Genomic DNA, 26,566 nt, shown 5'->3' on the forward strand with positions numbered 1-26,566 from the left:
GCAGAAACGGATTACGAATTCCGGCGTTTGATCCAGATGCCAATGCCGGCAGCCATGATCGCTACCGGAATGACGGTGAGCACTACCATCAGCCCCTTGGCGAATCCGGCATCCTGCAGGGAAATGTAGTCGTTCGTGGTGGACTTTGTGGAAATTTCCATGTCGATGTCGCTGTCATACATCCAGCTGATCGTGCTCAGGAACAGGTATACCGGAACGATAACGGTATCATCGCTGACATGTTCGTCATCAATGAATTCCGCGTTGCCGAAAACGACCATTTTGGAATCGTTTCTGGCGATGCTGGTGGAGTCTGCCGCCAGAAGCATCTGTCCGCTTTGTTTTTCCGGATCGTCGCTGATGCCGCCGTAAGGTTCGCCCTCTGCACTGTCATAGGTGGTGATCAGGGGAGCGATGGTGTACTTGCCGCCCTCGTCGTTGTAGCGGAAGCTGCGGGATTCCGGCATAAAGGTGTACAGTCCCTGATTGAGCAGAGAGGAAGTCAGGTCGGTGGCTTCACTGTCGTCGTCCAGTTCGTTCAGTTCACACTGAATGGTGTACTTGTCGCCGGAAATGTGATAGTTGGAGTTGGTTTCCGAAACGCGGTCATAGTCCATGTAGAACCCGTAGTCCTTCATGATCGCTTCCAGATTGGTATAGGCGAATGCACCGCCGTTGGGGGACATCAGCAGGCTGATGTTGCCGCCGTTGTCCAGATATGCATTCAGCTTTTCCGCTTCTGCATCGGTAATATCCTTGGAGGGTGCTGCCACCAGTACCAGAGCCGCATCGTCCGGCACACTGTCAGTTTCCGACAGGTTCAGTTCCTTGGCGGTGTAGTTGTAGTTGGTCAGGTTGGTGGTGAACTTGGTGTAGCTGTCCAGCGACTTTTCGCCGTGACCGGACAGGAAATACACAGTCGGTGTGCGGTTTTCCGCCACGCCCTTGATCGTACCGGTGATCAGGTTTTCGCCCTTGAAGTCCTCGCCGGTGGTGTTGCCGTCATCATCAGTATAGACGGTATACATGGAAGAACCGGGGACACGTTTTTTCACGTTGTCGCAGATAAAGACCATGTCACCGGTGGACAGGGTGAATGCGTTATCGGAGTTGATCTTCTCCATGGTGTCGTTGTCGGTGTCCGGATCTACCCAGATCAGGTTGATCGACTTGTGGGCATCATAAGCTTCCAGTGCCCGATAGAGGGTGAGGGAACTCATATCGTTTTCCAGACTGTCCTTGGTGGTCAGAATGTAGAAGTCTACAGTTTTTCCCTCGCTGTCCAGCTGATCCAGATATTTTTCCGTGGTGGAGCTCAGGCTGTACTGCTTGTTGGGAGAGATGTCCCAGCTGAAGTCCAGACGGGAAACGATCATGTTCAGAACCACAGCAATGACCAGCACCAGAATGGCAAGCGTCACTGCCATGCCGGCGAATTTGGTGTTTTTCCAGTTGTGGAAACGGTTTGTTTGTTTGTTTTGACTCATAGCAGCTTACCTCCGGCTCCAGCGTCTTTTTTCAATGGAAATGATAGTCCAGATCAGGAATACCGCGATTTCCGTTACATATCCCAGCAAGTCGGAGAACTGCATCAGACCTTGGGAGAATACATAGAATTTGGTTTGGTTCGAGAACCAGCTCAATACATCAGAGAGCACCGGAATGCCGGAGAGGAAAGAGTTGACACTCAGGTTGTCCATCAGGATCAGCATCAGCATGGCAAGTTCGCTCAGCAGGATCGCCAGCAGGGGCATTTCTGTCAGAGAGGAGATGAAGATGCCCAGGGCGATGCACACCAGACCAAACAGGAAGAAGCCGATATAGGTACAGATCAGGCTGGACCAGATAACACGGCCATAAATGGAGGTGATGATCGGATAGAACAGGGAAGCCGCCAGCATGATCAGCAGAATGGTCGCCGTGGCGAGAAACTTTGCCATAACGATCTGCGTGACGTTCAGCGGGCTGGAGAGCAGCAAGGTTTCCGTGCCGTTTTTGCGTTCCTCGGAGAATGTCCGCATGGTCAGCAGCGGCAGCAGGAAGATGAAATAGAAGATGTTGACGTAAAAAATCGAGGAGAACGAAAACGTATAGGTAGATGAAGAAACATTACCGATCTCCTGAATGAACGTCAGGGAGAATGTCGCCATAAAGAACGCGATGACAAAGTACGCGATCGGCGACAGAAAGTAACTCTGTAATTCCTTTTTATATAGTGAAAACATGGGTGGTTAGTCCTCCTTCTTGCCGTCTGTTCCGGCAGCATCTTCCGCCGGAGCATTTGCGGCAGGCTTGTCCTCTGCCGGCTGGGCTGCGGGTTCCTGTGCGGCTTCGTCGTCCATTTCCTGCAACAGATCCTCCAGACTGGAGTGCTTGGTCTTCTGATTGACCAGCTTGACAAATACCTGTTCCAGATTTTTCTTTTCGGTGGAAATTTCCAGTACTTCCAGACCGTGCTGGAGCAGTGCAGAGAGCAGAGCGTTCCGCACACCGTCATTTTCCAGTTCCACATCGTATGTATAGACACCAGTTTGGACAAACTGAATATTGTCCACGCGGACAACGCCGTCCACACTTCTGGCGACCTTCGGCACTTCTCTGGAACTGCCCTGTACTTTCAGCTTTACCACCAGACCGGAATCGTCAGCTTCTTCCAGCCGTTCAATGGTGTCGTCTGCCTTGATCTCGCCGTGGTTGATGATGACGATGCGGTCGCAGACAGCACTGATCTCGCCCAGAATGTGGGAACTCAGGATAATGGCGTGGTTCCGCCGCAGATCCAGGATCAGGTTGCGGACTTCCATCAGCTGTGTCGGGTCCAGACCAACAGTAGGTTCGTCGAGGATCAGCACCGGCGGGTCGCCGAGGATCGCCATGGCAAATCCCACACGCTGCTTATAGCCCTTGGAGAGGTTCCGGATCAGCCGCTTCTGCACGTCAGTGATCTTGAGGCGTTCCATGACACGTTCCACTTCGCCTTTGCGTTTTGCCGCCGGAATGCCTTTCAGACCGGCAGCGAAGTTCAGATATTCCCGCACCTTCATATCCGGATAGACCGGCGGGATCTCCGGCAGAAAGCCAATGCATCGCTTTGCTTTGACAGGCTGCTGGGCGATGTCATAGCCCTGGATCTTGACGCTGCCGCCGGTGGCGGGAATGACACCTGCCATAATATTTAATGTAGTGGACTTGCCGGCACCGTTCGGCCCCAGAAAGCCCAGTACCTCGTTTTCCTTTATGGTAAAGCTGATGCCTTTGAGAGCAGCTTTATTTCCATAGTATTTGGTCAGGTTTTGAATTTCAACCATATCATGCTCCTTTCTGCAAAAAGCCATTTTGTAGGCAGTTTGCACCTTCCTCTTATTATCGCAAAATAATATGTTGTTGTCATATATAGAATGTAACCATATCATGAAATATAGAAAAAATGGATAAAAGGGCTTCTGCAACTGGCAGAAAAGCTTGTGCGTATCGCAAAAAGCAGTATGCCATATTTGTGTGATAGGGCTGTGAAAAACAGACGGAAAACCGGCGAAAGTACAAAAAACTACGGAAAAGATATGTGATGCCATAAAAATATAGGTCAACTTGCACAAAACACCGGTGGAGAATCTGTACATTGCTACAAAAATGCGTTTTTCAACAGCAGGAATTTGTGCAAAGGGTTGACATCGATTGCAAAGGGGTGTATAATTTTTGGTATGAAAGAGGGTATCCTTGTGTGCGTTCTGTGAAAATGGACAAAGGATACGCTCAAAATTATGTGTCGCCTGTTCGCCGGGTCCTGCCATGAAGAAAGGATGCGAGCCTGCGGCATTCCACCATTTCCTACATTTATCTTTCAGAGAGGGGAATTTCTAAACATGCAATTCAAGAAAAGCAAAACATTTCTGGCTGCTGTACTGGCTGCTGCAATGACATGCTCGGCAATCCTGCCGACTGCTGCATCTGCTGCCGGCTCCAGAACTAAGGACGAAGCTTACGGTGATGACTCTTATGCAGCACGCTTTATGTCGCTGTATGATGACGTTGTAACCAACGGTGTGGAAAACGGTTATATGTCCAGCACAAACACCGTTTCCGGTGGTCTGGGTATCCCGTTCCACTCGGTAGAAGAACTGTGTATCGAAGCTCCGGACTACGGTCACGAAACTACTTCTGAAGCACTGTCCTACCTGGTATGGGCTGCTGCAATGCGTGATAACATCGTAAACGATGCAAGCAAGGGCGAAGTAACCGTAAAGAACACCAAGGATGCTTCTACCGAATCCATCGGCGATCTGGCTAAGGCTTGGAAGACCATGGAAGCAACTATGATCCCGGATCAGCAGGGCGGCAACTTCATGCAGAAGGGCGGTCAGCTGAGTGCTACTTACAGCGACGAGTGGGGTCAGATTGAACAGTATCCGACCGATATGGCACAGGGCAACACCGCACAGAACCCGATTCACCAGAGCTTCTGCTCCGCATACGGCAGCGATAAGGGTCTGTACCTGATGCACTGGCTGGCTGACGTTGATGACTGGTATGGCTTCGGCGGCAAGAACGGCTCTAAGGGTGCACAGAGCGGCGTTACCACTTCCGGCAGCAGACAGTTCACACTGATCAACACCTTCCAGCGTGGTGAACAGGAATCCTGCTGGGAAACCATTCCGCACGCTTGTACCGACCTGCACGATGTAGGCTATGGTCTGAACGGCAACGGCGGTATGAAGGGCTTCTTCAACACCGAAGAGAAGCCGGCTGAGCAGTGGTCTTACACCAACGCACCGGACGCAGAAGACCGTGCAATTCAGGCTGTTTACGATGCAAACAGATGGGGTGTCGGCGATCAGACTGTTGACTCCAAGTGGGGCGGCGGTCAGTCCATCTCTGCACTGGCTGGTAAGATGGGTGACGAAACCCGTAACAATATGTACGATAAGTACTACAAGGCAATTGGCTGCCAGGACAAGTGGGCTAAGGGCGGCAGTGATAATGGTAAGCATTATCTGATGAACTGGTACACCTCCTGGGGCGGTGCAATGGACGGCTCCTGGGCATGGCAGATCGGTGCATCTCACTGCCACGAATTCTATCAGAACCCGCTGGCTGCATATGCACTGGTAAATGACTCTGCACTGAACGCAGGCATGAGAGCACAGGGTGCTACAGAGGACTTCGAAGCTTCTCTGAGCAGACAGATGGAACTGTACCTGTGGCTGATGTCTAAGGACGGCCCGATCGCCGGCGGCTGCACCAACTCCTGGAACGGCCGTTATGAGCAGTATCCGTCCGGTCAGGCTACTTTCTATAATATGGCTTATCTGGAACACCCTGTATACGCTGACCCGGGTTCCAACCACTGGATCGGTAACCAGGTATGGGCTGTACAGCGTCTGGCTGAACTGTATTATGTTGTAAAGAGCGACAATGCAAATGATCCGCAGGTCGGCAAGACTGGTCTGAAGCTGAGCGAAGCTCTGGAAAAGATCCTGGATCGCTGGGTAGGCTGGTTCATGGACAACACCATTTTGGGTAAGGCAAACGGCGAAAAGACATTCTCTGCAAAGTATGAGCCGTATGATACTACTGAAACAGAGTTTACAATTCCGGATCTGTCTAAGGGTATAACTGATGACGGCGAATCCTTCTCGATCCCGTCCAGCCTGATCTGGTCTGGTCAGCCGAACGATTGGAAGGGCACATATCAGGATAACAACAACCTGACCTGCACCATCGTTGGCTACGGCGACGGTGACCTGGGTTGTGTATCTTCTCTGGCAAACACTCTGATCTACTATGCAAAGGCAAAGGGCGTTGCAACAAGCGACATGGCTGCTGCAAAGACTTCTTATGAGAACAAGACCACTGCATCTGCTGCTTCTGCTACAGAACTGGCACAGCAGTCCCTGTACCTCGGCAAGCAGCTCCTCGACAGAGAGTGGAACAAGTATCGTGATGATATTGGTCTGGGCGTTTCCGACCACAACACCAACCTGAAGAGACTGTGGGAAACCAAGCTGGCTCTGCCGGACGGCACTCGTGCAAACGGTGAAAACAAGGTTCTGTCCGCTAGCCGTTACACCGGTACTATGCCGAACGGTGATACCGTTAAGGACGGCGTAGCATTCGTAGACATTCGTTCCAACTATAAGGATACCACTGGCGAGTACATGAGCAAGGACGCTAACGGCAAGACCATGTACGATTATGCTAAGGAATGCTATGATGCAAAGGGCAACACCGATGATTACTACTTCACTCTGCACAGATTCTGGCATGCAGGTGACATCATGATGGCTCTGGGTACTATGCATGAACTGTATCCGGATATGCCGGTTGATGGTGACGATACTCCGTCTGAAGATCTGGTTGTAACACCGTCTGATATTGAGATCACTGTTGGCGAAAGCGAAACCCTGAAGCCGAATCAGACTGGCTGCACTTTCGAGTCTGCTGATTCTACCATTGCTTCTGTAGATGCTGATGGTAACGTAACTGGTGTTTCCGAAGGCGAAACCACAATCAAGGTTTCCAAGGACGGCAAGACTGCTGAAGTAAAGGTAACTGTTAAGGCTGCTGCTACTACTGATACAACTGCTACCACTGATGTAACTACTGAAACTACAGATTCTGATGTAACTACTGCATCTACTTCTGTTTCTTCTGTATCTATCACTCCGGGTCAGCTGCTGCTGGGCGACACCAATCTGGACGGCTCTGTAGATGTTACAGACGCAGTTCTGCTGAACAAGAAGGCTGCAAATGTTGTATCCTTCAATGAACAGCAGACTCTGAACGGCGACTGCTACGATCAGAACGGCGAAATCGACGGCAACGATGCAACGGCTCTGCTGAAGTTCCTGGTTCACATTCTGAAGGGTCTGCCGGAAAACTCCAGCATGAACGCATAAGAGAATCACGAATCTCAACGATTTTCATCTAATACAAAAGGCACTATAGCTGTAAAGGCTGTAGTGCCTTTTTGTATTGTCGGTGTCTGCTGTCTGGGTGGCACGGAAAAAGTTTCACAATATGACTTGATTTTTCTGTGCCAAAATGCTATAATAAGATACTATGGAATATTATTGCATGGAAACTCTGGCGGTTTCCGGAGGAGTGTGACATTTTTGAAAAGTATGACGGGATACGGTCGTGCGACGGCACGGACGGAACGCTATGAGATCACCGCAGAGGTGCATTCCGTGAACCACCGGTTTCTGGAAACCTCTGTGCGGCTGCCCCGCAGCTTCAGCTATCTGGAAGAAAAACTGAAAGAACAGGTGCAGCAGAAAATTTCCCGCGGCAAGGTCGAGGTAACGCTCACCATGCAGACGATCGGTGCAAAATCCACTGTGGTGGAAATCAATCACGACGTGGTGACGGCATATCTGCAAGCCGTTGCGGCGGAAAATGCACTGCTTCGGGAGTCCGGCTTCCGCAGGAACCAGATCATGCTGGGCACTGCGGCGGACGAAAACGGCAATGCGACAGATGCCCTGCCGCTTTCCACACTGCTGCGGATTCCCGATGCCTTTCAGGTGCAGCAGGTGGCAGATGATCCCGATGTGATCTGGAACGAAGTCCAGCCAGTCATGGCAGAAGCGTTGCAGCAGTTCGTGGCAATGCGGGAAACCGAGGGCAAGCGTCTGGCAGATGATGTGGCATTTCATCTGGATCGTCTGGCGGAAATGACCGATGCCGTGGAAAAGCTGGTGCCGGAAACCGTGCAGCAGTACTATGAAAAGCTGTACCGGAAAATCACAGAATTGCTGGGCGACCGGACTGTGGACGAATCCCGTCTGGTGACAGAAGCTGCCGTGGTTGCGGAAAAAATCGCGGTAGACGAAGAACTGGTGCGGCTGCGGAGCCACATTGCACAGTTCCGTGTATTCCTGACCAGTACGGAACCGGTAGGCAGAAAAATGGATTTTCTGGTGCAGGAACTGAATCGGGAAGTCAACACCACCGGCTCAAAATCGCAGCATTTGGAAATCACCAAATTGGTGGTAGATATGAAGTCTGAAATCGAAAAAATTCGGGAACAGATTCAAAATATCGAATGAGAAAGGAAGTATGCAGCATGAAAAAAGGAACATTGTTTGTCATCTCCGGTCCGTCGGGCTGCGGAAAAGGCACCGTGCTGAAAGAGGTGCTGAAAAATCCTGACCTGTATTTTTCTGTTTCGGCAACCACGCGTGATCCCCGCCCCGGCGAAGTGGACGGTGTCAACTATCGCTTTATGACCAACGAAGCCTTTGAAGCCCTGATCGAACAGGACGGTTTCTTGGAATATGCCGGCTACTGTGACCACTATTACGGTTCGCCGAAACAGCCGGTGGAAGAACAGCTGGCAATGGGAAAAAGTGTCATTCTGGAAATCGAAGTCGAAGGTGCTATGAAAGTTCGTGCGGCTCGTCCGGACGCAGTGTTCGTGTTTATCCTGCCGCCGTCTATGACAGAACTGGAAAACCGGCTTCGCGGTCGTGGCACTGAGGCAGAAGAAGTGGTGCAGAAGCGTGTGGCACAGGCAAAACGGGAAATCGGTTTTGCGGAAAAATACGATTACGTTGTGATTAACGATGACTTGTCTGCGGCGATTGCTGATGTCAACGCAATCTTGTGTGCAGAATCTCATAAAACAAAGAAAAATTTGGAAGAAATCAAAGAGGTGCTTGGAAAATGAATATGTTAAGACCGTCTGTCAATCAGCTGATTACAAAAAATGAAAGCAGTTATTCTCTGGTAATCGGCGTGGCGAAACGTGCCCGCGAGATTGCCGATGAACTGTATGAAAATGGAAAAACATTAGAGGAAAAGCCGGTGAAAACAGCTATTCGCGAACTGGCTGCCGGAAAATATCGTATCGTAGACAACTTCGAAGAACCGGCTCAGAACCACTAAGTAAATGGAAAAACAAGCGGAATTGCCGAAAATCTGGTGCGTAGGCGTGGCAGTCTGTGCGGCTTCTTATACGTTTGACCGGCTGTTTTCCTACATTGCCATGCAGGAGATCCCTGCCGGCTGCCGTGTAGTCGTGCCGTTCGGCAAGGGAAATGCCAAACGTGTGGGAATCGTGCTGTCCTGTGCAGAACAGGCTGCCCAGCCCGAACAGCAGCTGAAGCCAGTGCTTGCGGTGGTGGACAAACAGCCGATCTTGTCGCCGGAAATGCTGGATCTGGTGTTCTGGCTCAAGGAAATGACGTTCTGTACATATTACGATGCAGTGCGAACCATTTTGCCTGCCGGCATGCAGGTGCAGCTGGTGGAAACCATTTCGCTGGCAGAGCCGCAGCCGGACGGCCCGCTGACAGATGCCGAAGCACACCTGCTGTTTTTCCTGCGGGGAGCAAAGACCAAGCAGGAATTCCGGCGGATTCTGGCGGACGCAGATACACAGGGCAAAAAAATCGTGGATACGCTGGTGCAGAAAGGCTTTCTGCTCCGGCAGGAAACGGTAAAGGAAAAGACCCACGGACAGACCGGCATCAAGATGCTGCGAATGGCAGCCCCGCCGGACGAAGTGCCGCCTGTGACCAAAACCCAGCAGAAGCTGGTGCGGATCTTACAGGAAACCGGTGCCGTTTCGGAAAAAGAGGCGTGCTATCTCAGCGGCGTGACTACAGCGGTGGCGAAAAAGCTGGTGCAGAACGGCGTGGTGGAATCCTATACGGTGAAGCCGCCGCTGCACACATATGCCGCCAGCGGTCAGACCCGCCAGCCCGCAGACATCGTGCTGTCCGCGGAACAGCAGGCAGTATATGACCGCATGGTCGCTGCACTGGGCGAGGGCATGCACTGCTTTTTACTGCACGGTGTCACCGGCAGCGGCAAGACCAGCGTGTTTATCCGGTTGATCGACACCGTGGTGCAGCGTGGAAAGCAGGTGATCCTGCTGGTGCCGGAAATCGCTCTTACGCCCCAGATCGTGGAACAGTTCTATCAGCTGTTCGGCAATATCGTGGCGGTGATCCACAGTGAGCTGTCCTTGGGGCAGCGGAGCGAAACGTGGCGGAGCATCGCTTCCGGTGCGGTGAAGATCATCATCGGCACCAGAAGTGCCGTTTTTGCACCGGTGCAGAATCTGGGGCTGATCGTCGTGGACGAGGAGGGCGAGCGTACCTATAAGTCGGACAGTGCCCCGCGGTATCATGCGATCTCCGTGGCAAAAAAACGCTGCCAGACCCATCACTGCCCGCTGCTGCTGGCTTCGGCAACCCCTTCGGTAGAAAGCTACTACTTTGCCAAACGGGGAATCTATACCCTGCTGGAGATGCACCAGCGGTATAATCAGACACCGCTGCCCCACGTGGAAGTGGTGGATATGCAGGAGGAGAGAACTCTCGGCAAAGAGGGCATGTTCTCCGAAACGCTTGCACAGGCACTGCGGGACAACTTAGAATCGGGCAGCCAGTCGCTGCTGCTGCTGAACCGCCGCGGGTATCATACCATTATCAGCTGTGCGTCCTGCAATCAGCCGGTGTACTGCCCCAATTGCAGTATCCCCATGACCTATCACAAAGTCAACAACAGCCTGATGTGCCACTACTGCGGACATACGCAGGACATGGTGGAAACCTGTCCCTCCTGCGGTGGAAAGCACCTGCGGAAAATGGGCTTTGGCACCCAGCGGCTGGAAGAAGAACTCCGGCTGATCGTGCCGGAAGCACGGATCCTCCGCATGGACGCGGACACCACCATGTCCCGCTATGCCTACGAGGAACGGTTTCAGGAATTCCGGCAGGGCAAGTATGACATCATGCTGGGAACGCAGATGATCGGCAAGGGGCTGGATTTCCCCAACGTCACGCTGGTAGGTGTGCTGTCGGTGGACAAGGCTCTGTACGCCGGCGATTTCCGCAGCTATGAGCGAACCTTTTCCCTGATCACACAGGTCGTGGGACGGGGCGGCAGAGGTGAAAAAGCCGGCCGTGCCATTTTGCAGACCAGCATGCCGGAGCATTATGTGCTGCGGCTGGCGGCACAGCAGGCGTATCCGGCGTTTTATGAACAGGAGATCGCCCTGCGGCGGCAGCTGATCTTCCCGCCGATCTGTGATATTTGTGTGGTCGGCTTTACCGGCATGCGGGAACCGGACGTGCGGACAGCGGCAATGCACACCGCAGACGTGCTCAAAGATCAGATCCGGAAAACCGGCTTTTCCTATCCGATCTGGGTGCTGGAACCGGTGCCCTGTGTTTACGGCAGGATCAACGGAAAATACCGGTACCAGCTGGTGATCAAATGTAAGAATACCAAGCCCTATCGTGATCTGATTCATGCGGTGCTGACCGAAGCCGGTGCAGACCGCAGCTTTGCCCGCGTGCATCTGTATGCGGACATGAACGGAGATGTGGGCATATAAGGCTGTCCTGAAGTTGCGGGGCAATAGGAGGAATATCTATGGCAATTCGACGTATCGTAAAAGAGGGCGACCCGATTTTACGCATGAAGTGCCGTCCGGTGACCGAGTTCGGGGAAAAGCTGAACCAGCTGCTGGACGATATGCACGAAACATTGGAACAGGCGAACGGTGTTGGTCTGGCTGCACCGCAGGTGGGCTACTGCCGCCGTTTTTTCATTATGCATCTGGGTGATGTGAAAATCGAAGCGATCAATCCGGAGATCAAAAAAACCAGCGGCAAACAGTACGTGCTGGAGGGCTGCCTTTCCGTGCCCAACAAGTGGGGCTATGTGACACGCCCGAACAAGTGCAAGTTCCGTGCCCAGAACCGTAAAGGCGAGTGGTACGAAATGACACTGTCCGGACTGGGAGCACAGTGCGTCTGCCATGAAAACGCTCATCTGGACGGACAGCTGTTCATTGATGTGGTAGAAGAATTTGTAGATCCGGAGGATTTGGAAGAAGCATGAGAATCGTTTATATGGGAACGCCGGACATCGCAGTGCCGACGCTGCGGTTTCTGGCAGAGAGCAAGCATGAAGTCGTGGGCGTTTTGACCCAGCCGGATCGTCCCAAGGGGCGGGGACACCACACCATTCCCACGCCGGTGAAAGCGGCTGCTCTGGAATATGACATTCCGGTATACCAGCCCCTGTCCCTGCGAAAAGGGGAAGATGCAGCGGCGGCTCTGGAAACGCTGCGGCAGCTGGCACCGGATCTGATCGTGGTGCTGGCATACGGACAGCTTTTGCCGAAAGAGGTGCTGGAACTGCCGAAGTATCGCTGCATCAATCTCCATGCTTCTTTGCTGCCGGCATACCGCGGAGCAGCCCCGATCCAGTGGGTGATTCTGAACGGCGAAACCAAAACCGGTGTCACTGCCCAGCAAATGGCAGAGGGACTGGACACCGGCGATATGCTGGTAAAAAAGGAGATCGCCATTGGAGCAGAGGAAACCGCAGAGGAACTGTATGAACGGCTGTCGGAACTCTGCGTGGAAACCCTGAGCGAAACGCTGGAACAGCTGGAAGCCGGCACCTTGCAGGGCACTCCGCAGGACGATGCACAGTCCTCTTATGCATCGCGTATCACAAAGGAAATGTCTGCACTGGACTTCACCCGTCCGGCGGCAGAACTGCATAACCTGATTCGCGGCATCACCGGATTTACCATGCTGGAGGGCAAACGCCTGAAGGTGTATGGTTCCCGTGTGGTAGAGGGTGTTTCCGGAGAAGCCGGAACGATTGCAGAGCCGGAAAATTTCGTCGTCGCATGCGGTGACGGAAACGGGCTGCGGTTCACGGAGATTCAGCCGGAGGGCAAACGCCGCATGGCAGCGGCAGATTTTCTCCGCGGCAAGAAGCTGAAAAAAGGTGAAAAACTGGGGAACGCAGAATAAGATGTGTAAACGAAAGTGAGGGAAGCCTATGCAGTTTTACGATGGTTGGTTTGATGTGGGATATGGACTGGTGATTGTTGGCTTGATCATCAGCCTTTGGGCATCGTGGAATGTGAAGTCCACATTCCGGCGGTATCAGAATGACCGCAACAGCCGCGGGCTGACGGCGGCACAGGTGGCACGGCAGATTCTGGATGACAACGGTCTGTATCAGATTCGCATTGAACAGATCGCCGGCAATCTGACTGACCACTATGACCCCAGCGGCAACGTGATCCGGCTGTCTGAGAGTGTGTACAATTCCACTTCTGTGGCAGCTATCGGCGTAGCCGCCCATGAATGCGGGCATGCCGTACAGCATGAGGTGAACTACGTCCCCATGCAGGTACGCAGTGCGATTATCCCCATTACCCAGATCGGTTCCCGCTTCTGGTATATCATTTTTGTGCTGGGCATGGTATTCAGCAATTCTTATATCGGTGCCCCGCTGCAAATGATCGGCATTCTGCTGTTCACCCTGATCGTGGTGTTCCAGCTGGTGACACTGCCGGTGGAATTCAACGCCAGCCGCCGTGCCATGCAGACGCTGGAGAGCCGGTATATTCTCTCCGGTGACGAACTGACCAAGGCAAGAAAAGTGCTGACCGCGGCAGCCCTCACCTACGTGGCAGCCCTGCTCAACGGCATCTTACAGCTGCTGCGTCTGCTGTCAATTTCAAAGAGGAACAATCGAAGATGAGTGCAAGAAAACTGGCAGTACAGCTGCTGAACCGAACCGAACAGGAACAGAGTTATTCCAATTTGCTGCTGGACAGTGCCCTGTCCCAGTCCCAGCTGGACGAACGGGACAAGCGACTCTGTGCCTCTCTGTACTACGGCGTGATCGAACGGCGTATTACATTAGATGCGGTGCTTTCGCACTACAGCAAGCAGCCCCTGCGGAAGCTGGACAGCACCGTGCGGAACATTCTCCGTCTGGGCATTTACCAGCTTCTCTACTGCGACCAGATCCCCAGCCGTGCAGCAGTCAATGAAAGCGTCAAGCTGACCAGAAGCTGCCGGAAAGCCAGTGCGTCCGGCTTTGTCAATGCGGTGCTCCGCGGATTCCTGCGGGACGACTGCAAGATTCCGTACCCGAAAGATCCCAGGGCGGCAATGGCTGTGGAATATGCCGTTCCCCAGTGGCTGCTGGAAAAGCTGGTGGACGCTTATGGTATGGATACCACAAAGGCATTTCTGGCGGACGCTCTCCAGCCGGCTCCGCGGTTTATCCGGCAGAATCCGGCGGCATGCACCTGTGCAGAACTGGAACAGGCATTGGGAGATGCCATTCGTCCCACAAATCTGACAGGTGCCTATGAACTGCACGCTGGCGATATTCGCAAACTGCCGGAATTCCGCAAAGGCTGGTTCTATGTGCAGGATCTCTCCTCCCAGATCTGTGCTCTGGCACTGGGGGCAGCGTCCGGCGAAACAGTACTGGACTTGTGTGCTGCACCGGGCGGAAAAACCTGTACCATTGCGGCAGGCATGGAGCAGACCGGCTGCGTACATGCCTTTGATCTGGCGGAGCATCGGGTGAAGCTGATACAGGACAACGTGAAGCGGCTGGGGCTGCGGAACGTGCAGGCGGCACAGGGCGACGCCACCCGGTTTCAGGAAGCTTACGCCGGTGCAGACCGTGTGCTCTGTGATGTGCCCTGCTCCGGTATCGGTGTGCTGCGGCACAAGCCGGAGGTCAAGGAAAAATCACCGGAGGCACTGGCAGAACTGCCGGCACTACAGCTGGCAATTCTGGAAAACGGTGCCCGCTATGTGAAAGCCGGCGGAATCCTTCAGTACTCCACCTGCACCATTCTCAAAGAGGAAAACGAGGGCGTGGCAGAAGCCTTTTTGCAGGCACACCCAGAGTTTGAACCGGTACCGGTGTATCCGGCTCTGGGCGGCGTACTGGAACAGCCTATGGCAACCATTCTGCCGGAGATGTTCGGCAGCGACGGCTTTTTTGTGGCGAAGTTCCGGAGAAAAGGATAGGATCATTGTATTCTGAAAGGAGGAAGCCAATGGAAAAAATCGACATTCTGTCCCTGACACCGGAAGTGCTGGGGCAGCATCTGGCGGAGATGGGGGAACCGAAATTCCGTGCCAAACAGCTTTTTTCATGGCTTCACCAGAAGCAGGTCACGGAATTCGACCAAATGACTACACTTTCTCTCCAACTCCGGCAGAAGCTGAACGAAAAATTTTGTATAAATAGACTAAATATTGCAAGAAGGCTTGCATCTTCTACCGATGATACGGTAAAATACTTGTATGAGCTGCCGGACGGCAACTTTGTGGAAACGGTTCTCATGGATTATCACCACGGAAAAAGCCTTTGTATTTCCACACAGGTGGGCTGCCGTATGGGCTGCCAGTTCTGTGCATCGACCATTGCCGGCTATGTGCGGGATCTGATGCCGTCGGAACTGCTGCTGCAAATTTACGAAACCCAGCGGGATGCCGGCTGCCGCATTGACAGCATTGTGCTGATGGGAATCGGCGAGCCGCTGGACAACTTTGAAAATGTGGTGCAGTTTTTCCGCATTCTCTCACACCCCGACGGCATGCAGATGAGCCTGCGGCACGTGGCACTTTCCACCTGCGGACTGGTGCCGCGGATCCGGCAGCTGGCAGACCTGCGGCTGGGAGTGACTCTTTCGGTATCTCTCCACAGCCCCGAGAACCGGCACCGCAGTGAGATCATGCCCATAAACCGGCGGTATCCGGTGGAGGAACTGCTGGACGCATGCCGCTACTACTTCGACACCACCGGCAGACGGGTGACCATTGAATATGCAGTCATCAACGGTGTGAATAATACCAGGGCAGATGCCCTGCAGCTTGCCAGGCGGCTCCGCGGCATGCAGTGCCATGTGAATCTGATTCCGGTGAATCCGATCAGGGAACGTTCATTCCGGTCGTTCCGGAAAGATGTGGAACGGTTCCAGAGAGAACTGACCGGACTGGGCATCAACGCTACGATCCGGCGGACACTGGGCAGCGACATACAGGCGGCATGCGGACAGCTGCGGCGTGACGCAGACCAACAGAAACAAACCGCCGCACAAACTGTGAAAAATGAATCCGGCAACACGCTCTTTGGAGGTGGTAAAAATTGACGAGTGCATCGCAAACACATATTGGCTATATTCGAGATGAAAATCAGGACCGCGTGGGAACGCGGCAGTTCGGAGAGAATCTGCTGCTGGTCGTCTGTGACGGCATGGGCGGCGAACGCTCCGGCAGCAAGGCAAGTTCTATGGCGATAGACGTCTTTTTTGAACATTTTGAAGAAGGCTACACCGAGGACATGGACGCATACAGCGTGCGTTCGCTTCTGCTTTCCTCCGTGTCTGCGGCGAATTCCGTAGTATATACGACCGCCCGCATGGACTACCAGAACTTTGGCATGGGGACGACCTGTGTAGCCGCTTTTGTGACAGCGGAATACATCGCCGTGGCGAACGTCGGCGACAGTCGGGCGTATCTGCTGACCAGGGAAACCATGGAGCAGGTGACCACTGACCACACCGTGGTGCATATGCTCATGGAAACCGGACAGATCACAGAAGAAGAAATGGAAACCCACCCCAAGCGGCATATGCTGATGAAAGCGGTGGGGGTAGAACGGACAGTGTGTCCGGATTTCTTCCGCATTGATCTGGAGGAGGGGCAGACCTATCGGCTGCTGCTCTGTTCTGACGGTCTTTCCGGATTCTGCTCCGATGCAGAAATACAGGAGGTCTTGCAGGAAGATGTTTCCGATACCGAAACTGCTCAGAAGCTGATCGACGCTGCATTGGAAAAGGGTGGACGAGATAATATTTCAGTTGCCATTGCAACTGTGTCACATAATACGGAGGAATGAGAAGCATGGATAAGGATAAACTGATAGGAACACGGCTGGACGGTCGCTATGAACTGACAGATCTGGTCGGCGAAGGCGGCATGGCGAATGTTTATCGTGCATCAGATGTGCTGGATAATCGTGTTGTTGCCGTGAAGATTCTCAAAAATGAATACTCCGAGAGTGAAGAATTCCAGCGGCGGTTCCGCGACGAGTCCAAGGCAATCGCCATGATGTCCCACCCGAATATTGTAAAAATTTACGATATGGGCTTTTCGGACAAGATGCAGTATATCGTCATGGAGTACATTGACGGCATTACGCTGAAAGACTACATCGACAGCGAACACGTGCTCAACTGGAAAGATGCGGTGCACTTTGTCGTGCAGATCCTGCGGGCACTACAGCACGCCCACAACCGCGGTATCGTACACCGTGACATCAAGCCGCAGAACATCATGCTGCTGACAGACGGCACCATCAAGGTCATGGACTTTGGTATTGCCAAGTTCGCCCGCGAGGAAAGCCGTACCGCGACCGATCAGGCGATCGGCACGGTGCACTATATCAGTCCGGAACAGGCACGGGGTGACGTGACCGATGCCAAGAGCGACCTGTATTCCGTGGGTGTCATGTTCTACGAGATGCTCACCGGCAGAAAGCCCTTTGACACGGACAATCCGGTTTCCATTGCCGTGATGCATATGCAGAATGTGGCAGTGCGTCCCCGTGACATCAACCCGAATATTCCCTCCGGTCTGGAGGAGATCATCATGCACGCCATGGAGAAAGACGCTTCCAAGCGGTACCAGACGGCGGCAGAAATGATTCGGGACATTGAAGCGTTCAAGGCGAACAATCAGATCATTTTCGGCTATTATAACGCTCCGGAGCCGACCCAGTATTTCACCCCGCCGGAAACCGGAAACAGACGGGCACCCCAGCGGGAACGGGTGGCTTATGAGCAGAACGGCGGCGGTGGCCGCGGCGATTACTACGAGGACTATCCGCCGGAAAACGAGCCGGAACCGGAGCAGTCCAAGTCGCTGGTCATTCCGATTCTGACGGCAGTCACCATTGTTGTGCTGGTCGTTGCCGCAATCGTGATTTTCCTGATCGTGGGACAGGGTACCAACGGTTCCAACAGCTCCACCGATGAAGTGCCGAAGGTGATCGGCATGAACTACGATGATGCAGTGCTGAACTACCCCAACATCGATTTTGAAGTGGCGGAGCAGGACTACACCGACAAGTATGAAGAAAACATCATCTATAAGCAGAGCATCGAAGCCGGACAGTTCGTCAAGAAGAACAAGGACGGCAAGATCGAACTGGCAGTTGCCGTCAGCAAGGGTGTGCAGAAGGTACAGATCCCTGACCTGACCAACTATACAGCACAGGAAGCAGAAGATGCCCTCAAGGCACTGGGACTGACTGCGGAGCAGAAGAAAACCCAGAGCACCTCCGAGGAGAACATCGAAGCCGACCACGTTATTCGTACCGATCCGGCAATGAATGAGGAAGTTGCCGTTGGCTCCAACGTAGTGATCTACGTCAGTCAGGGTGTTGCCGTAGACGAAACCGACGTGCCGAAGTTTGTGGGCATGACACAGGAAGATGCCCAGAAAGAGGCGGACAGCCGCAAGCTGAAGCTGGAGATCACCGAAGTGCCCTCTACGGAAGAAAAGGGTATCGTCACCGAGCAGGATCCGGAACCGGGCAAGGTCGTGGTTTCCGGTTCCACCATTAAGCTGAATGTCAGCAACGGCGAACAGCCGGAGGGTGAAGTCACCTATGGTCTGGAGAACCTGCCGGTTTCCAACATGAGCGGCATGTACACCTTGAGCTTCACCACCGATGAGGACGGTGTCATTGCCTCCCGCCAGTTCGTTGCCGAGAGCCTGACCAATGCTTCTGTCAGCGTGAAAGTCAAGGGCAAGGGCAGCAAGGTGGTAAAGGTTTCGATTACCAGTGCACAAAGCGGCAAGACCGAGGTGCTGGGAACGTACACGTTTGACTTTGCCAATAAGAAGTTCACTGCGTCCAGCGAGAACATCGAGGGTGCTCTCAGCGGAGTTGCAGTGCAGACTGTTCCGGCAGTGACTGCGGCACCGGCAGAAACTGCCGCACCGGACGGTGCACCATCGGAGGTGGAATGATCTGATGAAAAATCTCCCTGTTGCCATTCCCGAAACCGCACAGGGCAGAATTATCACATCGGTAGGAGGTCTCTATACAGTAGAGACCTTTTCCGGTATCTGCACCTGTAAAGCAAGAGGCATCTTTCGAAAACGCGGCATCACGCCCTATGTGGGGGACTATGTGCAGCTGTCCGAGGACGGCGTGATCCAGGAGATCCTGCCGCGGAAAAACAGCATTTTAAGACCACCGGTGTCCAATCTGGATCAGATCTTCTTTGTGGTGTCTACCTGTCACCCTGCTCCGAATCTGCTGCTGCTGGATTCCTTCCTGACGGTTGCCATTTATCAGGATATTCAGCCGGCAGTGGTGCTCACCAAAATGGATCTGCACCGCGGAGAACAGCTGGAAAAGCTGTACACCGATGCCGGCATTCCGGTGTATCCGGTGGAATACGACAAGCCGGAAACGGTCGCCGCCGTGTCGGAACGCCTTGCCGGAAAAATCAGCATGATGACCGGCAATTCCGGCGTGGGGAAGTCCACGCTGCTCAACGCCATTGACCCGTCCCTGCAAATCGCCACCGGAGAGATCAGCGAGAAGCTGGGACGCGGCAAGCACACCACCCGACAGGTACAGCTGTATCCCTGTGCCGGCGGCTATCTGGCGGACACGCCCGGATTTTCCACCTTTGAGGTGGAGCAGTATCTGCAAATGGACAAGGAACGCATTGCAGACTGCTTTCCGGAGTTCCAGCCCTATCTGGGACAGTGCCGGTTCAGCGACTGTGCACACGTCTGTGAAAAGGGCTGTGCCGTGGTAGAAGCTGTGCAGGCGGGAAAAATTTCCAAGAGCCGTCATGATGCCTACGTTTCTCTGTATCAGACGGCAAAGCAGCGAAAGGCGTGGGAATCATGAAGCAGGCAGTGATTTTTGCAGGAGCACCGGTACAGCCGGAGTTACAGCCGCCGGTGCCGCAGGCAGACTTGTATCTCTGTGCCGATGCCGGCGTGCGTCTGGCACAGGCTCTGGGAATCGTTCCCGACCGCATCATGGGCGATTTCGATTCGCTGGGCAGTGTTCCCGCCGGGGAGAATGTGGAAGCGTTTTCGCCGGAAAAGGACGACACGGATATTTTGCTGGCGGCAAAATATGCCTTGTCTGCGGGGTGCAGCCGTCTGATTTTTTACGGTGCACTGGGCGGCAGACTGGATCACATGGTGGCAAATCTTCAGATGCTGCGGTTTCTGGCAGACCGGAACGCACAGGGCATACTGGTAGACCATGCCCATTGGATCACGCTGCAGCGTGGCGGAACGGCATCGTATCCCAGACGGGAGGGCATGTACTTTTCTCTGTTTGCCATGACGGAACGGTGCGAAGATGTCACGCTGGAGGGTGTGGCGTACCCGCTGTGTCACGGGGTATTTTCCAACGCGTTTCCGCTGGGTGTCAGCAACGAGATCCTCGCAAAAACGGCAAAGGTGACTGTGGGCAAGGGCGATTTGCTGGTGATGTATGCGAAAGACTGATGCGGCAAATCAGATTTGTGGCAGTGTCTGGGAAAACCTGCTGGGAGAAAACTTTCTGAGGAAAGTTTTCCCCCAGACCCCTTTTCAAAGACTTTTATTCCATTTTTGTGGATAGGGGCTATAGCCCCTATCCACAAAAATAAAGTGAAGTTTTCGGAAGGGAGTTTGAGGGAGAACCCTTTTTCAAAAGGGTTTCCCTCAACAAGCTTTCCCAGACATCGCCATAAAATCTGATTTGGCAGGAGGAACGAATGAGCGAAAAACGAGAACTAAAAGAAACGCTTCTTTTCGAGAAGAATCATCGAATCCACGGTGGGATCTATCATAAAATGCAGGTGGATTTTGCCTATAATTCCAATCATATAGAGGGCAGCAGGCTGACTCATGAACAGACCTGTTATATTTTCGAAACCCAAAGCGTGGACGGTGCTGTGTTCGTCAACGATGTTTTTGAAACGGCGAATCATTTCAGGTGTCTGGACTGGGTGCTGGACACCATTTCCGAACCGCTGTCGGAGGAATACGTGAAGCAGATGCACCGCATTCTGAAAGCCGGACTGATGACACAACAGAATCCGGAAGTCGTGATCGGTGATTATAAGAAATACGCCAATGTGGTGTGCGGCATCGAAACGGCGAAGCCCAGTGAGGTATCCGCACAAATGGCACAGCTGCTGCAAACTTATCAGAATTTACAGCAGCCGGACTTCTATGAAATTGCGTGGTTTCATATGGCGTTCGAAAAGATACACCCATTTTATGACGGCAACGGCAGAGTCGGCAGACTTCTGCTTCTGAAAATGTGTCTGGAAAACGACATTGTGCCGTTCTACATCAACAGCGAAAGCAAGATGTTCTATTACGCTGGTCTGAAAGAATGGCAGACACAGGGCAAGCCCAACCGTTTGCTGGACGTGTTCCTGTCTATGCAGGACGACATGAAAGCTGTGCTGGACTATTTCGAAATCGACTACGATCACACTGAAACCATTTCCAGTGCACTGGTAGAGCAACATAAAAACTGGAAGCTGTAACAGCATTGGGGCAGTCTGTTGAGGGAAACCCTTTTGAAAAAGGGTTCTCCCTCAAACTCCCTTCCGAAAACTTCACTTTATTTTTGTGGATAGGGGCTATAGCCCCTATCCACAAAAATGGAATAAAAGTCTTTGAAAAGGGGTCTGGGGAAAAACTTTCCTCAGAAAGTTTTCCCCCAGTAGGCTTCCCGAAACACAGCCGGCAGCTTCAATATTCTATGACCTCCGTGTACCTGAATTGGTGCACGGAGGTTTTTTGCATACTCGTCCGATGATGTGCATAGAATGGGACAAACACAGGGACAGCCCATGACCGACAGGAGGACGTATGGAACAGAATGGAATACAGGCTGTGCTGCACTGTCTGCCGCCGCAGATCCGCAGCCGGATACAGCAGCTTTCGGCGGCAGAACTGGCACAGGTACAGGAGATTCGGCTGCGGGCAGAACGCCCCGTCTGCATACAGATTCACGGCAGGGAACAGTTATTGCAGCCGGAGAGTGTCCTCTCCCAGAAAGCCGTGGAACAGGTGTTTCAGGCGGTGTGTGAATACTCCGTCTACCGCTATGCAAAGGAGATCGCAGAGGGCTTCGTCACCATTGCCGGCGGCAATCGGGTGGGCATTGCCGGCTCGGCAGTCTATCAGGAAGGCAAACTGGTGCAGATGCGGCATATCAGCGGACTGAACTTCCGCGTTTCCCACGCCGTGACCGGCTGTGCCGAATCGCTGTACCGCCGGACTTGTGCCAGGCAGCCTGCCAGCCTGCTGCTGGTCGGGGCAGTCGGCTCCGGAAAGACCACCATGCTGCGGGATCTGTGCCGGCTTCTGGGGGCTTCTCACCGGCTGACACTGGTGGACGAACGCAGCGAAATTGCCGCTGTGCACCACGGTGTGCCCCAGTATGATGTGGGACTGCACACCGATGTGCTGGACGGTTTTCCCCGTGCAGAGGGACTTCTGACGGCACTGCGGGTGATGACACCGGAGGTGCTGGTCTGTGACGAGATCGGCACAGAGGCAGATGCACAAGCCATTCTGAGGATACACGGGTGCGGCGTGCCGGTGATCGCCTCTGCCCACGGAACATCATGGGAGGACTTGGAACGCCGTCCGGTGCTGCGGCAGCTGCTGGAACAGGGCGTGTTCCGCTATGCGGCGATTCTGTCCGTGCAGGAACAGGGCGTTGTCCGGACGCTGCGGCAGGTGACAGCATGATGAAGTGGCTGGGACTGCTGCTGGTAGTTTGCAGCGGCGGCGGTATCGGATTCCTGTATGCCATGCGGCTGCGGCAGGAACGCACCAATCTGGAACGGCTCTGTCAGATGCTGCGGGAAATCGCGGTGCAGATCGCGTTCCGCAGTCTGACGGTGCAGGAACTGCTGGAACAGCTTTGTCGGGAAACCGCTTATGCAGCGTTTCAGTTTCCGGTGACAGTGCTTTCCGGCATGGAACAGGGGCTGCCGCTGGCGGAGGCGTGGGCGGCAGGGATCCGGCAGGACAAGGCAGTGCCGGATCCGGCAAAGAAACTGCTGCTGCCGCTGGGGGAAGAACTGGGAGCCAGCGACTTGGACGGACAGGCGGCAACGCTGGCACAGTATCGCATGCAGCTGGAGCCCTATGCGGCGGAAGCCGGAGAAAAATGTGTGCAGCGGCAGCGGCTGTATTGCAGTCTGGGGCTGCTGGGAGGACTGCTGGCGGCGATACTGCTTTGTTGAAAGGGAAAGTGGCAATGGAGATCGATCTCATTTTTAAGATTGCCGGTACAGGCATTATTGTGGCAGTGCTGAATCTGGTGCTGAAACGGGCGGAACGGGAGGAACAGGCGATGATGACAACACTTGCCGGATTGGTGGTGGTGCTGATGCTGCTGGTAGACCAGATCGGCACCTTGTTCGAACGGGTGAAGTCGGTGTTCGGGCTATGATCGATGAAACCGTAACTGCGGCGGCAGTCTGCATCACGGCGGCGATCTTTTCCACATTGTTGAAACAGTACTGTCGGGAGCACGCCCTGTTTTGTGTCCTCGGAGCCTGTGCGGCAGTGGGCATTGCAGCGGCGGCGTACCTCACGCCTATCGTCAGCCAGATGCAGGAACTCTTTGCAAAAACCAGTCTGCCGGCGGCATATCTGGAAATCCTGTGGAAAGCACTGGGCATCTGCTATATTACCGGTATCGCCGGCGACCTGTGTCAGGACTGCGGCGAGTCGGCACTGGCAAAGACGGTGGAACTCTGGGGCAGGCTGTCGCTGGTGCTGCTGTCCCTGCCTCTGCTGGAAACGCTGCTGCGGACTGTGACGGAGGTGTTGTCATGAAATTGTGGAAAGTCCTCTTGCCGCTGCTGGTGCTGGGGTGCAGCCTGTGGTGCTCCTGTCCGGTTCTGGCGGCGGAATCTCCTGCGGAAACACTGGCAGAGGAAAGCGGCTCTGCGGAACTCACGGAGCAGCTGGACTGGGACATACAGTCGGTGCTGGAACAGCTGGGGCTGTCCTTTACCGATGTTGGCGGGGCAGGAGAATCCTTTACCCTCTCCCGCATCTGGCAGGTGTTTTCCGCGTATCTGTCGGGACGTATCAGCCGTCCGTTTGCCATGCTGGGAGGGCTGCTGACAGTAATTTTATTTGCGGCGTTATTGCAGAGCGTACAGGACAACGCCAGGCACCGCGGCACCGGACAGGTCTATGAGTTTGTCTGTGCATTGGCGGCGGTAGGCGTACTGACCGAGCCGCTGTGCCGCAGCTTTGCCGCTGTGGAAAGTGCTCTCACCCAAGGGGCGGAATTCATGATGCTGTTTGTGCCGGTGTTTGCCGGAATTCTCGCGGCAAGCGGCACGCTTAGCGGAGCCGTGGCATACCAGACTGCCGTGGTTCTGCTGGCGGACAGCGTGATGCAGTTGATCACCCGTGTGCTGCTGCCGCTGTGCACCATGGGATTTTCCCTTGCCATTGTCGATGCCGTCAGTCCGTCGGTGTCGGTAGGCGGTTTGCTGCGGCTCTCCCGCAAGTGTACCACGTGGATTCTGGGACTGCTGATGACCGTATTTCTGGGGGTACTCTCCATGCAGAACTGGTTGGGGAGCAGTGTAGACACCGCGGCATCCAAAACCACCAAGTATGTCATTGCCAATTTTGTGCCGGTGGTGGGCAGTGCTGTTTCTGATGCCTACACCACCGTGCGGAGCAGTCTGCAAATGCTGCGGAGTACCACCGGCGTAGTGGGAATGGTTTCCCTGTGCGTGCTGTTTCTGCCGCCGCTGGTGCAGCTGCTGTTGTATCGGGGCGTGGTGGCGATCGGAGCCGCTGCCGCAGAACTGTTCGGCACCAGGAGCCTGCTCCGGCTGCTCCGCGGCACCCAGCAGGCTCTGGCGATCGCCTTTGCCCTGCTGGTCTGTTTTGGCGTGATGTTCGTGGTTTCCACTGCCATTGCCATGACCATTGGAAAGGGGGCGGTATAAGCCATGGAAGCCATGCGTGCAGTGGTGCTGGTGACCTGCGTCATCAGCATTCTTAGCGGCGTGTTAGATGCCCTGAAACCCAACGCCCGATTTGACCGGCAGCTGCGGCTGCTGCTGTCGGCAGTGTTTGTGCTGGGAATTTTAACGCCGTTGAGCCAAGGGGCAGCAGCCTTTCAGCCGGACTGGGAACCGGACACAGAAACCGCCGCGGTGGAACTGGAAGCCGCCGCCGCACAGGCAACCCAAAAACAGGCGGTGGCGAATCTGGAAGAATCGCTGGAGGCAATGCTGTGGCAGCACGGCATTGCCGATGCACAGGCAGAAGCGGAGATGTATATCTCCGGGGACAACTGCATAGAGATAGAACAAGTCACAGTGTACTGCACGGATCCTGCTGCCGCAGAACCGCTGCTGACAGACTGTCTGGGAAAAGAGGTGAAGATACATGTGGAAACAGCTTCTTGAATTCCTGCGGCAGAAACTGAAAGGGGAAAACGGTGTCCGGCTGGTGGTTTTTCTGGGCATTGCAGGACTGGTGCTGATCCTGCTGTCCGGATTTCTGCCGGACAAAGCGAAACCGTCCTCCAGGACGGAAACCAGCCGGACAGAAACCACCGCTTCCGACCTCTCCATGGAGCAGTACTGCCGGCAGACCGAACAACAGCTGGTGTCGATTCTGGAGCAGGTCGAAGGGGTGGGCACCTGTCAGGTCATGCTCACCGCAGACGGCACCTCCGAAACGATCTACGCACAGGATCAGGAACAGGAGCAGGGAGAATCCCGCACCAAGATCCAGAAGAAATGCGTGATCGTTTCCGACAGCGGCAGCCAGCAGCCTCTGGTGCAGCAGGTAGTTGCACCGGAGATCAGCGGCGTGATCGTGGTGTGCAGCGGAGCTTCCAGTGCAGTGGTACAGGAGCGTGTGACAAAGGCAGTGCAGGCAGTGCTGCATCTCGCCGCCAGCCGCATCTGTGTGGTTCCGGCGGCGTAGTGAACACGCTCAAAGGCAACACCGCAGTGTTGCCTGAAACCAGAAAGGAATACATTATGAAAAAGCCATCTCTCATCATCGGAAAAAAACAGATCATTCTCTCGTGCCTGACCCTGATGCTTGCCATTGCGGTCTATGTCAACTACGCCATGTCCGACGGCAAGCTGGAAACGGCACAGGTGCAGTCCAAGGACAGCGTGACCTACGGGGACACCGCCTTTGTCAACGCCGAAGCGGAACAGAGCGAACCTGCGGCAGAGGACAGCACACCGGCAGAGGAATCCGCAGCAGACGGGGCATACTCCACCAACGGGGAAGCCCCTGCTGAAGAAACTGCCGCAGAGGTCGAAGCCGACTACGCCGCCGCCGGCAGTGCGGAGAATTATTTCGCACAGGCAAGACTGGAACGGACTTCCAGCCGTGACGAAAGCGTGGCGGCGTTGCAGTCCATGCTGGGGGCAGGAGATCGGACAGAGGACGAACTGGTGACCGATGCCATTGCCGCTGTGGAAACTTCGAAGCTGATCGAAAGCGAAAGCACGATCGAATCCCTGATTCAGGCACAGGGTTATTCCAACTGTATCGTCTATCTGGACGGGGACAGTGCCAAGGTCGTTGTCCAGACCGAGGGGCTGGACGCAGCTCAGGCGGCGGCGATCAAAGACGTGATTTTGGGCGAAGTTTCGGTTCCGGCAGAAAATATTCGAATTTTTGAGGTAAAATAGTTGTATCTGGCGTTGTTT

26 protein-coding genes are annotated in these 26,566 nt (G+C 54.2%); 23 read left to right on the top strand and 3 right to left on the bottom strand.

The features are described 5' to 3' along the window. Positions 1-11: 11 nt before the first annotated feature. From DXB92_RS05400 to DXB92_RS05410, 3 genes are read right to left on the bottom strand one after another with little or no spacing between them, the layout of a single operon-like run. Positions 12-1,487, bottom strand: coding sequence for a GldG family protein (locus DXB92_RS05400; RefSeq protein WP_117732956.1), 1,476 nt, complete (start codon positions 1,485-1,487; stop codon positions 12-14). Positions 1,488-1,493: 6 nt separating this feature from the next. Continuing rightward, positions 1,494-2,225, bottom strand: a complete 732-nt coding sequence (locus DXB92_RS05405; protein ID WP_117732959.1) for an ABC transporter permease — start codon at positions 2,223-2,225, stop codon at positions 1,494-1,496. A 6-nt stretch (positions 2,226-2,231) separates the two neighbouring features. Beyond that, positions 2,232-3,308, bottom strand: a complete 1,077-nt coding sequence (locus tag DXB92_RS05410; RefSeq protein ID WP_117733072.1) for an ABC transporter ATP-binding protein — start codon at positions 3,306-3,308, stop codon at positions 2,232-2,234. 555 nt (positions 3,309-3,863) lie between these two features. On the opposite strand from DXB92_RS05410, the gene DXB92_RS05415 reads away from it, so the two are divergent. From DXB92_RS05415 to DXB92_RS05525, 23 genes are all read left to right on the top strand, one after another. Next, positions 3,864-6,896 (top strand): glycoside hydrolase family 48 protein, encoded by a 3,033-nt coding sequence (locus tag DXB92_RS05415; RefSeq protein ID WP_181976922.1) that lies wholly within the window; start codon positions 3,864-3,866, stop codon positions 6,894-6,896. A 225-nt stretch (positions 6,897-7,121) separates the two neighbouring features. Next, complete coding sequence (locus DXB92_RS05420; RefSeq protein WP_117732961.1) at positions 7,122-8,048, top strand: YicC/YloC family endoribonuclease; 927 nt, start codon at positions 7,122-7,124, stop codon at positions 8,046-8,048. A gap of 17 nt (positions 8,049-8,065) precedes the next feature. Then, positions 8,066-8,668 (top strand): guanylate kinase, encoded by a 603-nt coding sequence (gene gmk, locus DXB92_RS05425; RefSeq protein ID WP_084194343.1) that lies wholly within the window; start codon positions 8,066-8,068, stop codon positions 8,666-8,668. Next, a complete protein-coding gene (gene rpoZ, locus DXB92_RS05430) occupies positions 8,665-8,886 on the top strand; it encodes a DNA-directed RNA polymerase subunit omega (RefSeq protein ID WP_021681453.1) in 222 nt (73 codons plus the stop codon). The genes gmk and rpoZ overlap by 4 nt, the downstream gene beginning before the upstream one ends. A gap of 4 nt (positions 8,887-8,890) precedes the next feature. After that, positions 8,891-11,347: a primosomal protein N' gene (priA, locus tag DXB92_RS05435; protein ID WP_117732964.1), complete on the top strand. Its 2,457-nt coding sequence runs from the start codon at positions 8,891-8,893 to the stop codon at positions 11,345-11,347. A 38-nt stretch (positions 11,348-11,385) separates the two neighbouring features. Continuing rightward, on the top strand, positions 11,386-11,856 hold the full coding sequence (def, locus tag DXB92_RS05440) for a peptide deformylase (RefSeq protein ID WP_021681455.1): 471 nt from the start codon (positions 11,386-11,388) through the stop codon (positions 11,854-11,856). Then, positions 11,853-12,785 carry a methionyl-tRNA formyltransferase gene (gene fmt, locus DXB92_RS05445; RefSeq protein WP_117732966.1) on the top strand — a complete coding sequence of 311 codons (933 nt, stop codon included), beginning with the start codon at positions 11,853-11,855 and terminating at the stop codon, positions 12,783-12,785. Before def ends, fmt begins: the two co-directional genes overlap by 4 nt. 28 nt (positions 12,786-12,813) lie before the next feature. Next, on the top strand, positions 12,814-13,524 hold the full coding sequence (locus DXB92_RS05450; protein ID WP_117732968.1) for a zinc metallopeptidase: 711 nt from the start codon (positions 12,814-12,816) through the stop codon (positions 13,522-13,524). Then, positions 13,521-14,819, top strand: a complete 1,299-nt coding sequence (gene rsmB, locus DXB92_RS05455) for a 16S rRNA (cytosine(967)-C(5))-methyltransferase RsmB (protein ID WP_117732970.1) — start codon at positions 13,521-13,523, stop codon at positions 14,817-14,819. Before DXB92_RS05450 ends, rsmB begins: the two co-directional genes overlap by 4 nt. A 29-nt stretch (positions 14,820-14,848) precedes the next feature. After that, on the top strand, positions 14,849-15,946 hold the full coding sequence (gene rlmN, locus DXB92_RS05460) for a 23S rRNA (adenine(2503)-C(2))-methyltransferase RlmN (protein ID WP_021683221.1): 1,098 nt from the start codon (positions 14,849-14,851) through the stop codon (positions 15,944-15,946). Further along, entirely contained in the window at positions 15,943-16,695 is a 753-nt protein-coding gene (locus DXB92_RS05465) for a Stp1/IreP family PP2C-type Ser/Thr phosphatase (RefSeq protein ID WP_117732972.1), read from the top strand. Before rlmN ends, DXB92_RS05465 begins: the two co-directional genes overlap by 4 nt. A gap of 5 nt (positions 16,696-16,700) precedes the next feature. Next, positions 16,701-18,833: a Stk1 family PASTA domain-containing Ser/Thr kinase gene (pknB, locus tag DXB92_RS05470; protein ID WP_181976923.1), complete on the top strand. Its 2,133-nt coding sequence runs from the start codon at positions 16,701-16,703 to the stop codon at positions 18,831-18,833. 4 nt (positions 18,834-18,837) lie between these two features. Further along, positions 18,838-19,731, top strand: a complete 894-nt coding sequence (rsgA, locus tag DXB92_RS05475; protein ID WP_117732976.1) for a ribosome small subunit-dependent GTPase A — start codon at positions 18,838-18,840, stop codon at positions 19,729-19,731. Beyond that, positions 19,728-20,345 (top strand): thiamine diphosphokinase, encoded by a 618-nt coding sequence (locus DXB92_RS05480; RefSeq protein WP_117732978.1) that lies wholly within the window; start codon positions 19,728-19,730, stop codon positions 20,343-20,345. The genes rsgA and DXB92_RS05480 overlap by 4 nt, the downstream gene beginning before the upstream one ends. Positions 20,346-20,596: 251 nt before the next feature. Further along, complete coding sequence (locus DXB92_RS05485) at positions 20,597-21,379, top strand: Fic family protein (protein ID WP_117732980.1); 783 nt, start codon at positions 20,597-20,599, stop codon at positions 21,377-21,379. 328 nt (positions 21,380-21,707) lie between these two features. Further along, entirely contained in the window at positions 21,708-22,595 is an 888-nt protein-coding gene (locus DXB92_RS05490; RefSeq protein ID WP_117732982.1) for an ATPase, T2SS/T4P/T4SS family, read from the top strand. Continuing rightward, entirely contained in the window at positions 22,592-23,095 is a 504-nt protein-coding gene (locus DXB92_RS05495) for a stage III sporulation protein AB (protein ID WP_181976924.1), read from the top strand. Before DXB92_RS05490 ends, DXB92_RS05495 begins: the two co-directional genes overlap by 4 nt. Positions 23,096-23,109: 14 nt before the next feature. After that, positions 23,110-23,304, top strand: coding sequence for a stage III sporulation protein AC (gene spoIIIAC / locus DXB92_RS05500; RefSeq protein WP_040648151.1), 195 nt, complete (start codon positions 23,110-23,112; stop codon positions 23,302-23,304). After that, positions 23,301-23,693 carry a SpoIIIAC/SpoIIIAD family protein gene (locus DXB92_RS05505; protein ID WP_021683210.1) on the top strand — a complete coding sequence of 131 codons (393 nt, stop codon included), beginning with the start codon at positions 23,301-23,303 and terminating at the stop codon, positions 23,691-23,693. Before spoIIIAC ends, DXB92_RS05505 begins: the two co-directional genes overlap by 4 nt. Beyond that, positions 23,690-24,832, top strand: a complete 1,143-nt coding sequence (locus DXB92_RS05510; RefSeq protein WP_021683209.1) for a stage III sporulation protein AE — start codon at positions 23,690-23,692, stop codon at positions 24,830-24,832. The genes DXB92_RS05505 and DXB92_RS05510 overlap by 4 nt, the downstream gene beginning before the upstream one ends. 3 nt (positions 24,833-24,835) lie before the next feature. Beyond that, positions 24,836-25,297: a stage III sporulation protein AF gene (locus tag DXB92_RS05515; RefSeq protein ID WP_117732986.1), complete on the top strand. Its 462-nt coding sequence runs from the start codon at positions 24,836-24,838 to the stop codon at positions 25,295-25,297. Next, the gene (locus DXB92_RS05520) at positions 25,278-25,823 is read left to right on the top strand and encodes a stage III sporulation protein AG (protein WP_021683207.1); all 546 of its coding nucleotides are present in this window, start codon (positions 25,278-25,280) and stop codon (positions 25,821-25,823) included. Before DXB92_RS05515 ends, DXB92_RS05520 begins: the two co-directional genes overlap by 20 nt. 56 nt (positions 25,824-25,879) lie before the next feature. Further along, positions 25,880-26,548 carry a SpoIIIAH-like family protein gene (locus tag DXB92_RS05525; protein WP_117733074.1) on the top strand — a complete coding sequence of 223 codons (669 nt, stop codon included), beginning with the start codon at positions 25,880-25,882 and terminating at the stop codon, positions 26,546-26,548. Positions 26,549-26,566: the final 18 nt, after the last annotated feature.

Origin of the sequence: Ruminococcus sp. OM06-36AC, from assembly GCF_003438725.1 — a bacterium.
GTDB lineage: Bacteria > Bacillota > Clostridia > Oscillospirales > Ruminococcaceae > Ruminococcus_C > Ruminococcus_C callidus.

Coding starts and splice junctions, on each gene's coding strand:
- DXB92_RS05490 (WP_117732982.1), top strand. CDS start 21,708: ATGGAACAGAATGGAATACAGGCTGTGCTGCACTGTCTGCCGCCGCAG.
- DXB92_RS05505 (WP_021683210.1), top strand. CDS start 23,301: ATGATCGATGAAACCGTAACTGCGGCGGCAGTCTGCATCACGGCGGCG.
- priA (WP_117732964.1), top strand. CDS start 8,891: ATGGAAAAACAAGCGGAATTGCCGAAAATCTGGTGCGTAGGCGTGGCA.
- DXB92_RS05515 (WP_117732986.1), top strand. CDS start 24,836: ATGGAAGCCATGCGTGCAGTGGTGCTGGTGACCTGCGTCATCAGCATT.
- DXB92_RS05480 (WP_117732978.1), top strand. CDS start 19,728: ATGAAGCAGGCAGTGATTTTTGCAGGAGCACCGGTACAGCCGGAGTTA.
- DXB92_RS05400 (WP_117732956.1), bottom strand. CDS start 1,487: ATGAGTCAAAACAAACAAACAAACCGTTTCCACAACTGGAAAAACACC.
- DXB92_RS05525 (WP_117733074.1), top strand. CDS start 25,880: ATGAAAAAGCCATCTCTCATCATCGGAAAAAAACAGATCATTCTCTCG.
- def (WP_021681455.1), top strand. CDS start 11,386: ATGGCAATTCGACGTATCGTAAAAGAGGGCGACCCGATTTTACGCATG.
- gmk (WP_084194343.1), top strand. CDS start 8,066: ATGAAAAAAGGAACATTGTTTGTCATCTCCGGTCCGTCGGGCTGCGGA.
- fmt (WP_117732966.1), top strand. CDS start 11,853: ATGAGAATCGTTTATATGGGAACGCCGGACATCGCAGTGCCGACGCTG.
- DXB92_RS05520 (WP_021683207.1), top strand. CDS start 25,278: ATGTGGAAACAGCTTCTTGAATTCCTGCGGCAGAAACTGAAAGGGGAA.
- pknB (WP_181976923.1), top strand. CDS start 16,701: ATGGATAAGGATAAACTGATAGGAACACGGCTGGACGGTCGCTATGAA.
- DXB92_RS05495 (WP_181976924.1), top strand. CDS start 22,592: ATGATGAAGTGGCTGGGACTGCTGCTGGTAGTTTGCAGCGGCGGCGGT.
- DXB92_RS05510 (WP_021683209.1), top strand. CDS start 23,690: ATGAAATTGTGGAAAGTCCTCTTGCCGCTGCTGGTGCTGGGGTGCAGC.
- rsmB (WP_117732970.1), top strand. CDS start 13,521: ATGAGTGCAAGAAAACTGGCAGTACAGCTGCTGAACCGAACCGAACAG.
- rsgA (WP_117732976.1), top strand. CDS start 18,838: ATGAAAAATCTCCCTGTTGCCATTCCCGAAACCGCACAGGGCAGAATT.
- DXB92_RS05410 (WP_117733072.1), bottom strand. CDS start 3,308: ATGGTTGAAATTCAAAACCTGACCAAATACTATGGAAATAAAGCTGCT.
- rpoZ (WP_021681453.1), top strand. CDS start 8,665: ATGAATATGTTAAGACCGTCTGTCAATCAGCTGATTACAAAAAATGAA.
- rlmN (WP_021683221.1), top strand. CDS start 14,849: ATGGAAAAAATCGACATTCTGTCCCTGACACCGGAAGTGCTGGGGCAG.
- DXB92_RS05405 (WP_117732959.1), bottom strand. CDS start 2,225: ATGTTTTCACTATATAAAAAGGAATTACAGAGTTACTTTCTGTCGCCG.
- spoIIIAC (WP_040648151.1), top strand. CDS start 23,110: ATGGAGATCGATCTCATTTTTAAGATTGCCGGTACAGGCATTATTGTG.
- DXB92_RS05450 (WP_117732968.1), top strand. CDS start 12,814: ATGCAGTTTTACGATGGTTGGTTTGATGTGGGATATGGACTGGTGATT.
- DXB92_RS05420 (WP_117732961.1), top strand. CDS start 7,122: ATGACGGGATACGGTCGTGCGACGGCACGGACGGAACGCTATGAGATC.
- DXB92_RS05415 (WP_181976922.1), top strand. CDS start 3,864: ATGCAATTCAAGAAAAGCAAAACATTTCTGGCTGCTGTACTGGCTGCT.
- DXB92_RS05485 (WP_117732980.1), top strand. CDS start 20,597: ATGAGCGAAAAACGAGAACTAAAAGAAACGCTTCTTTTCGAGAAGAAT.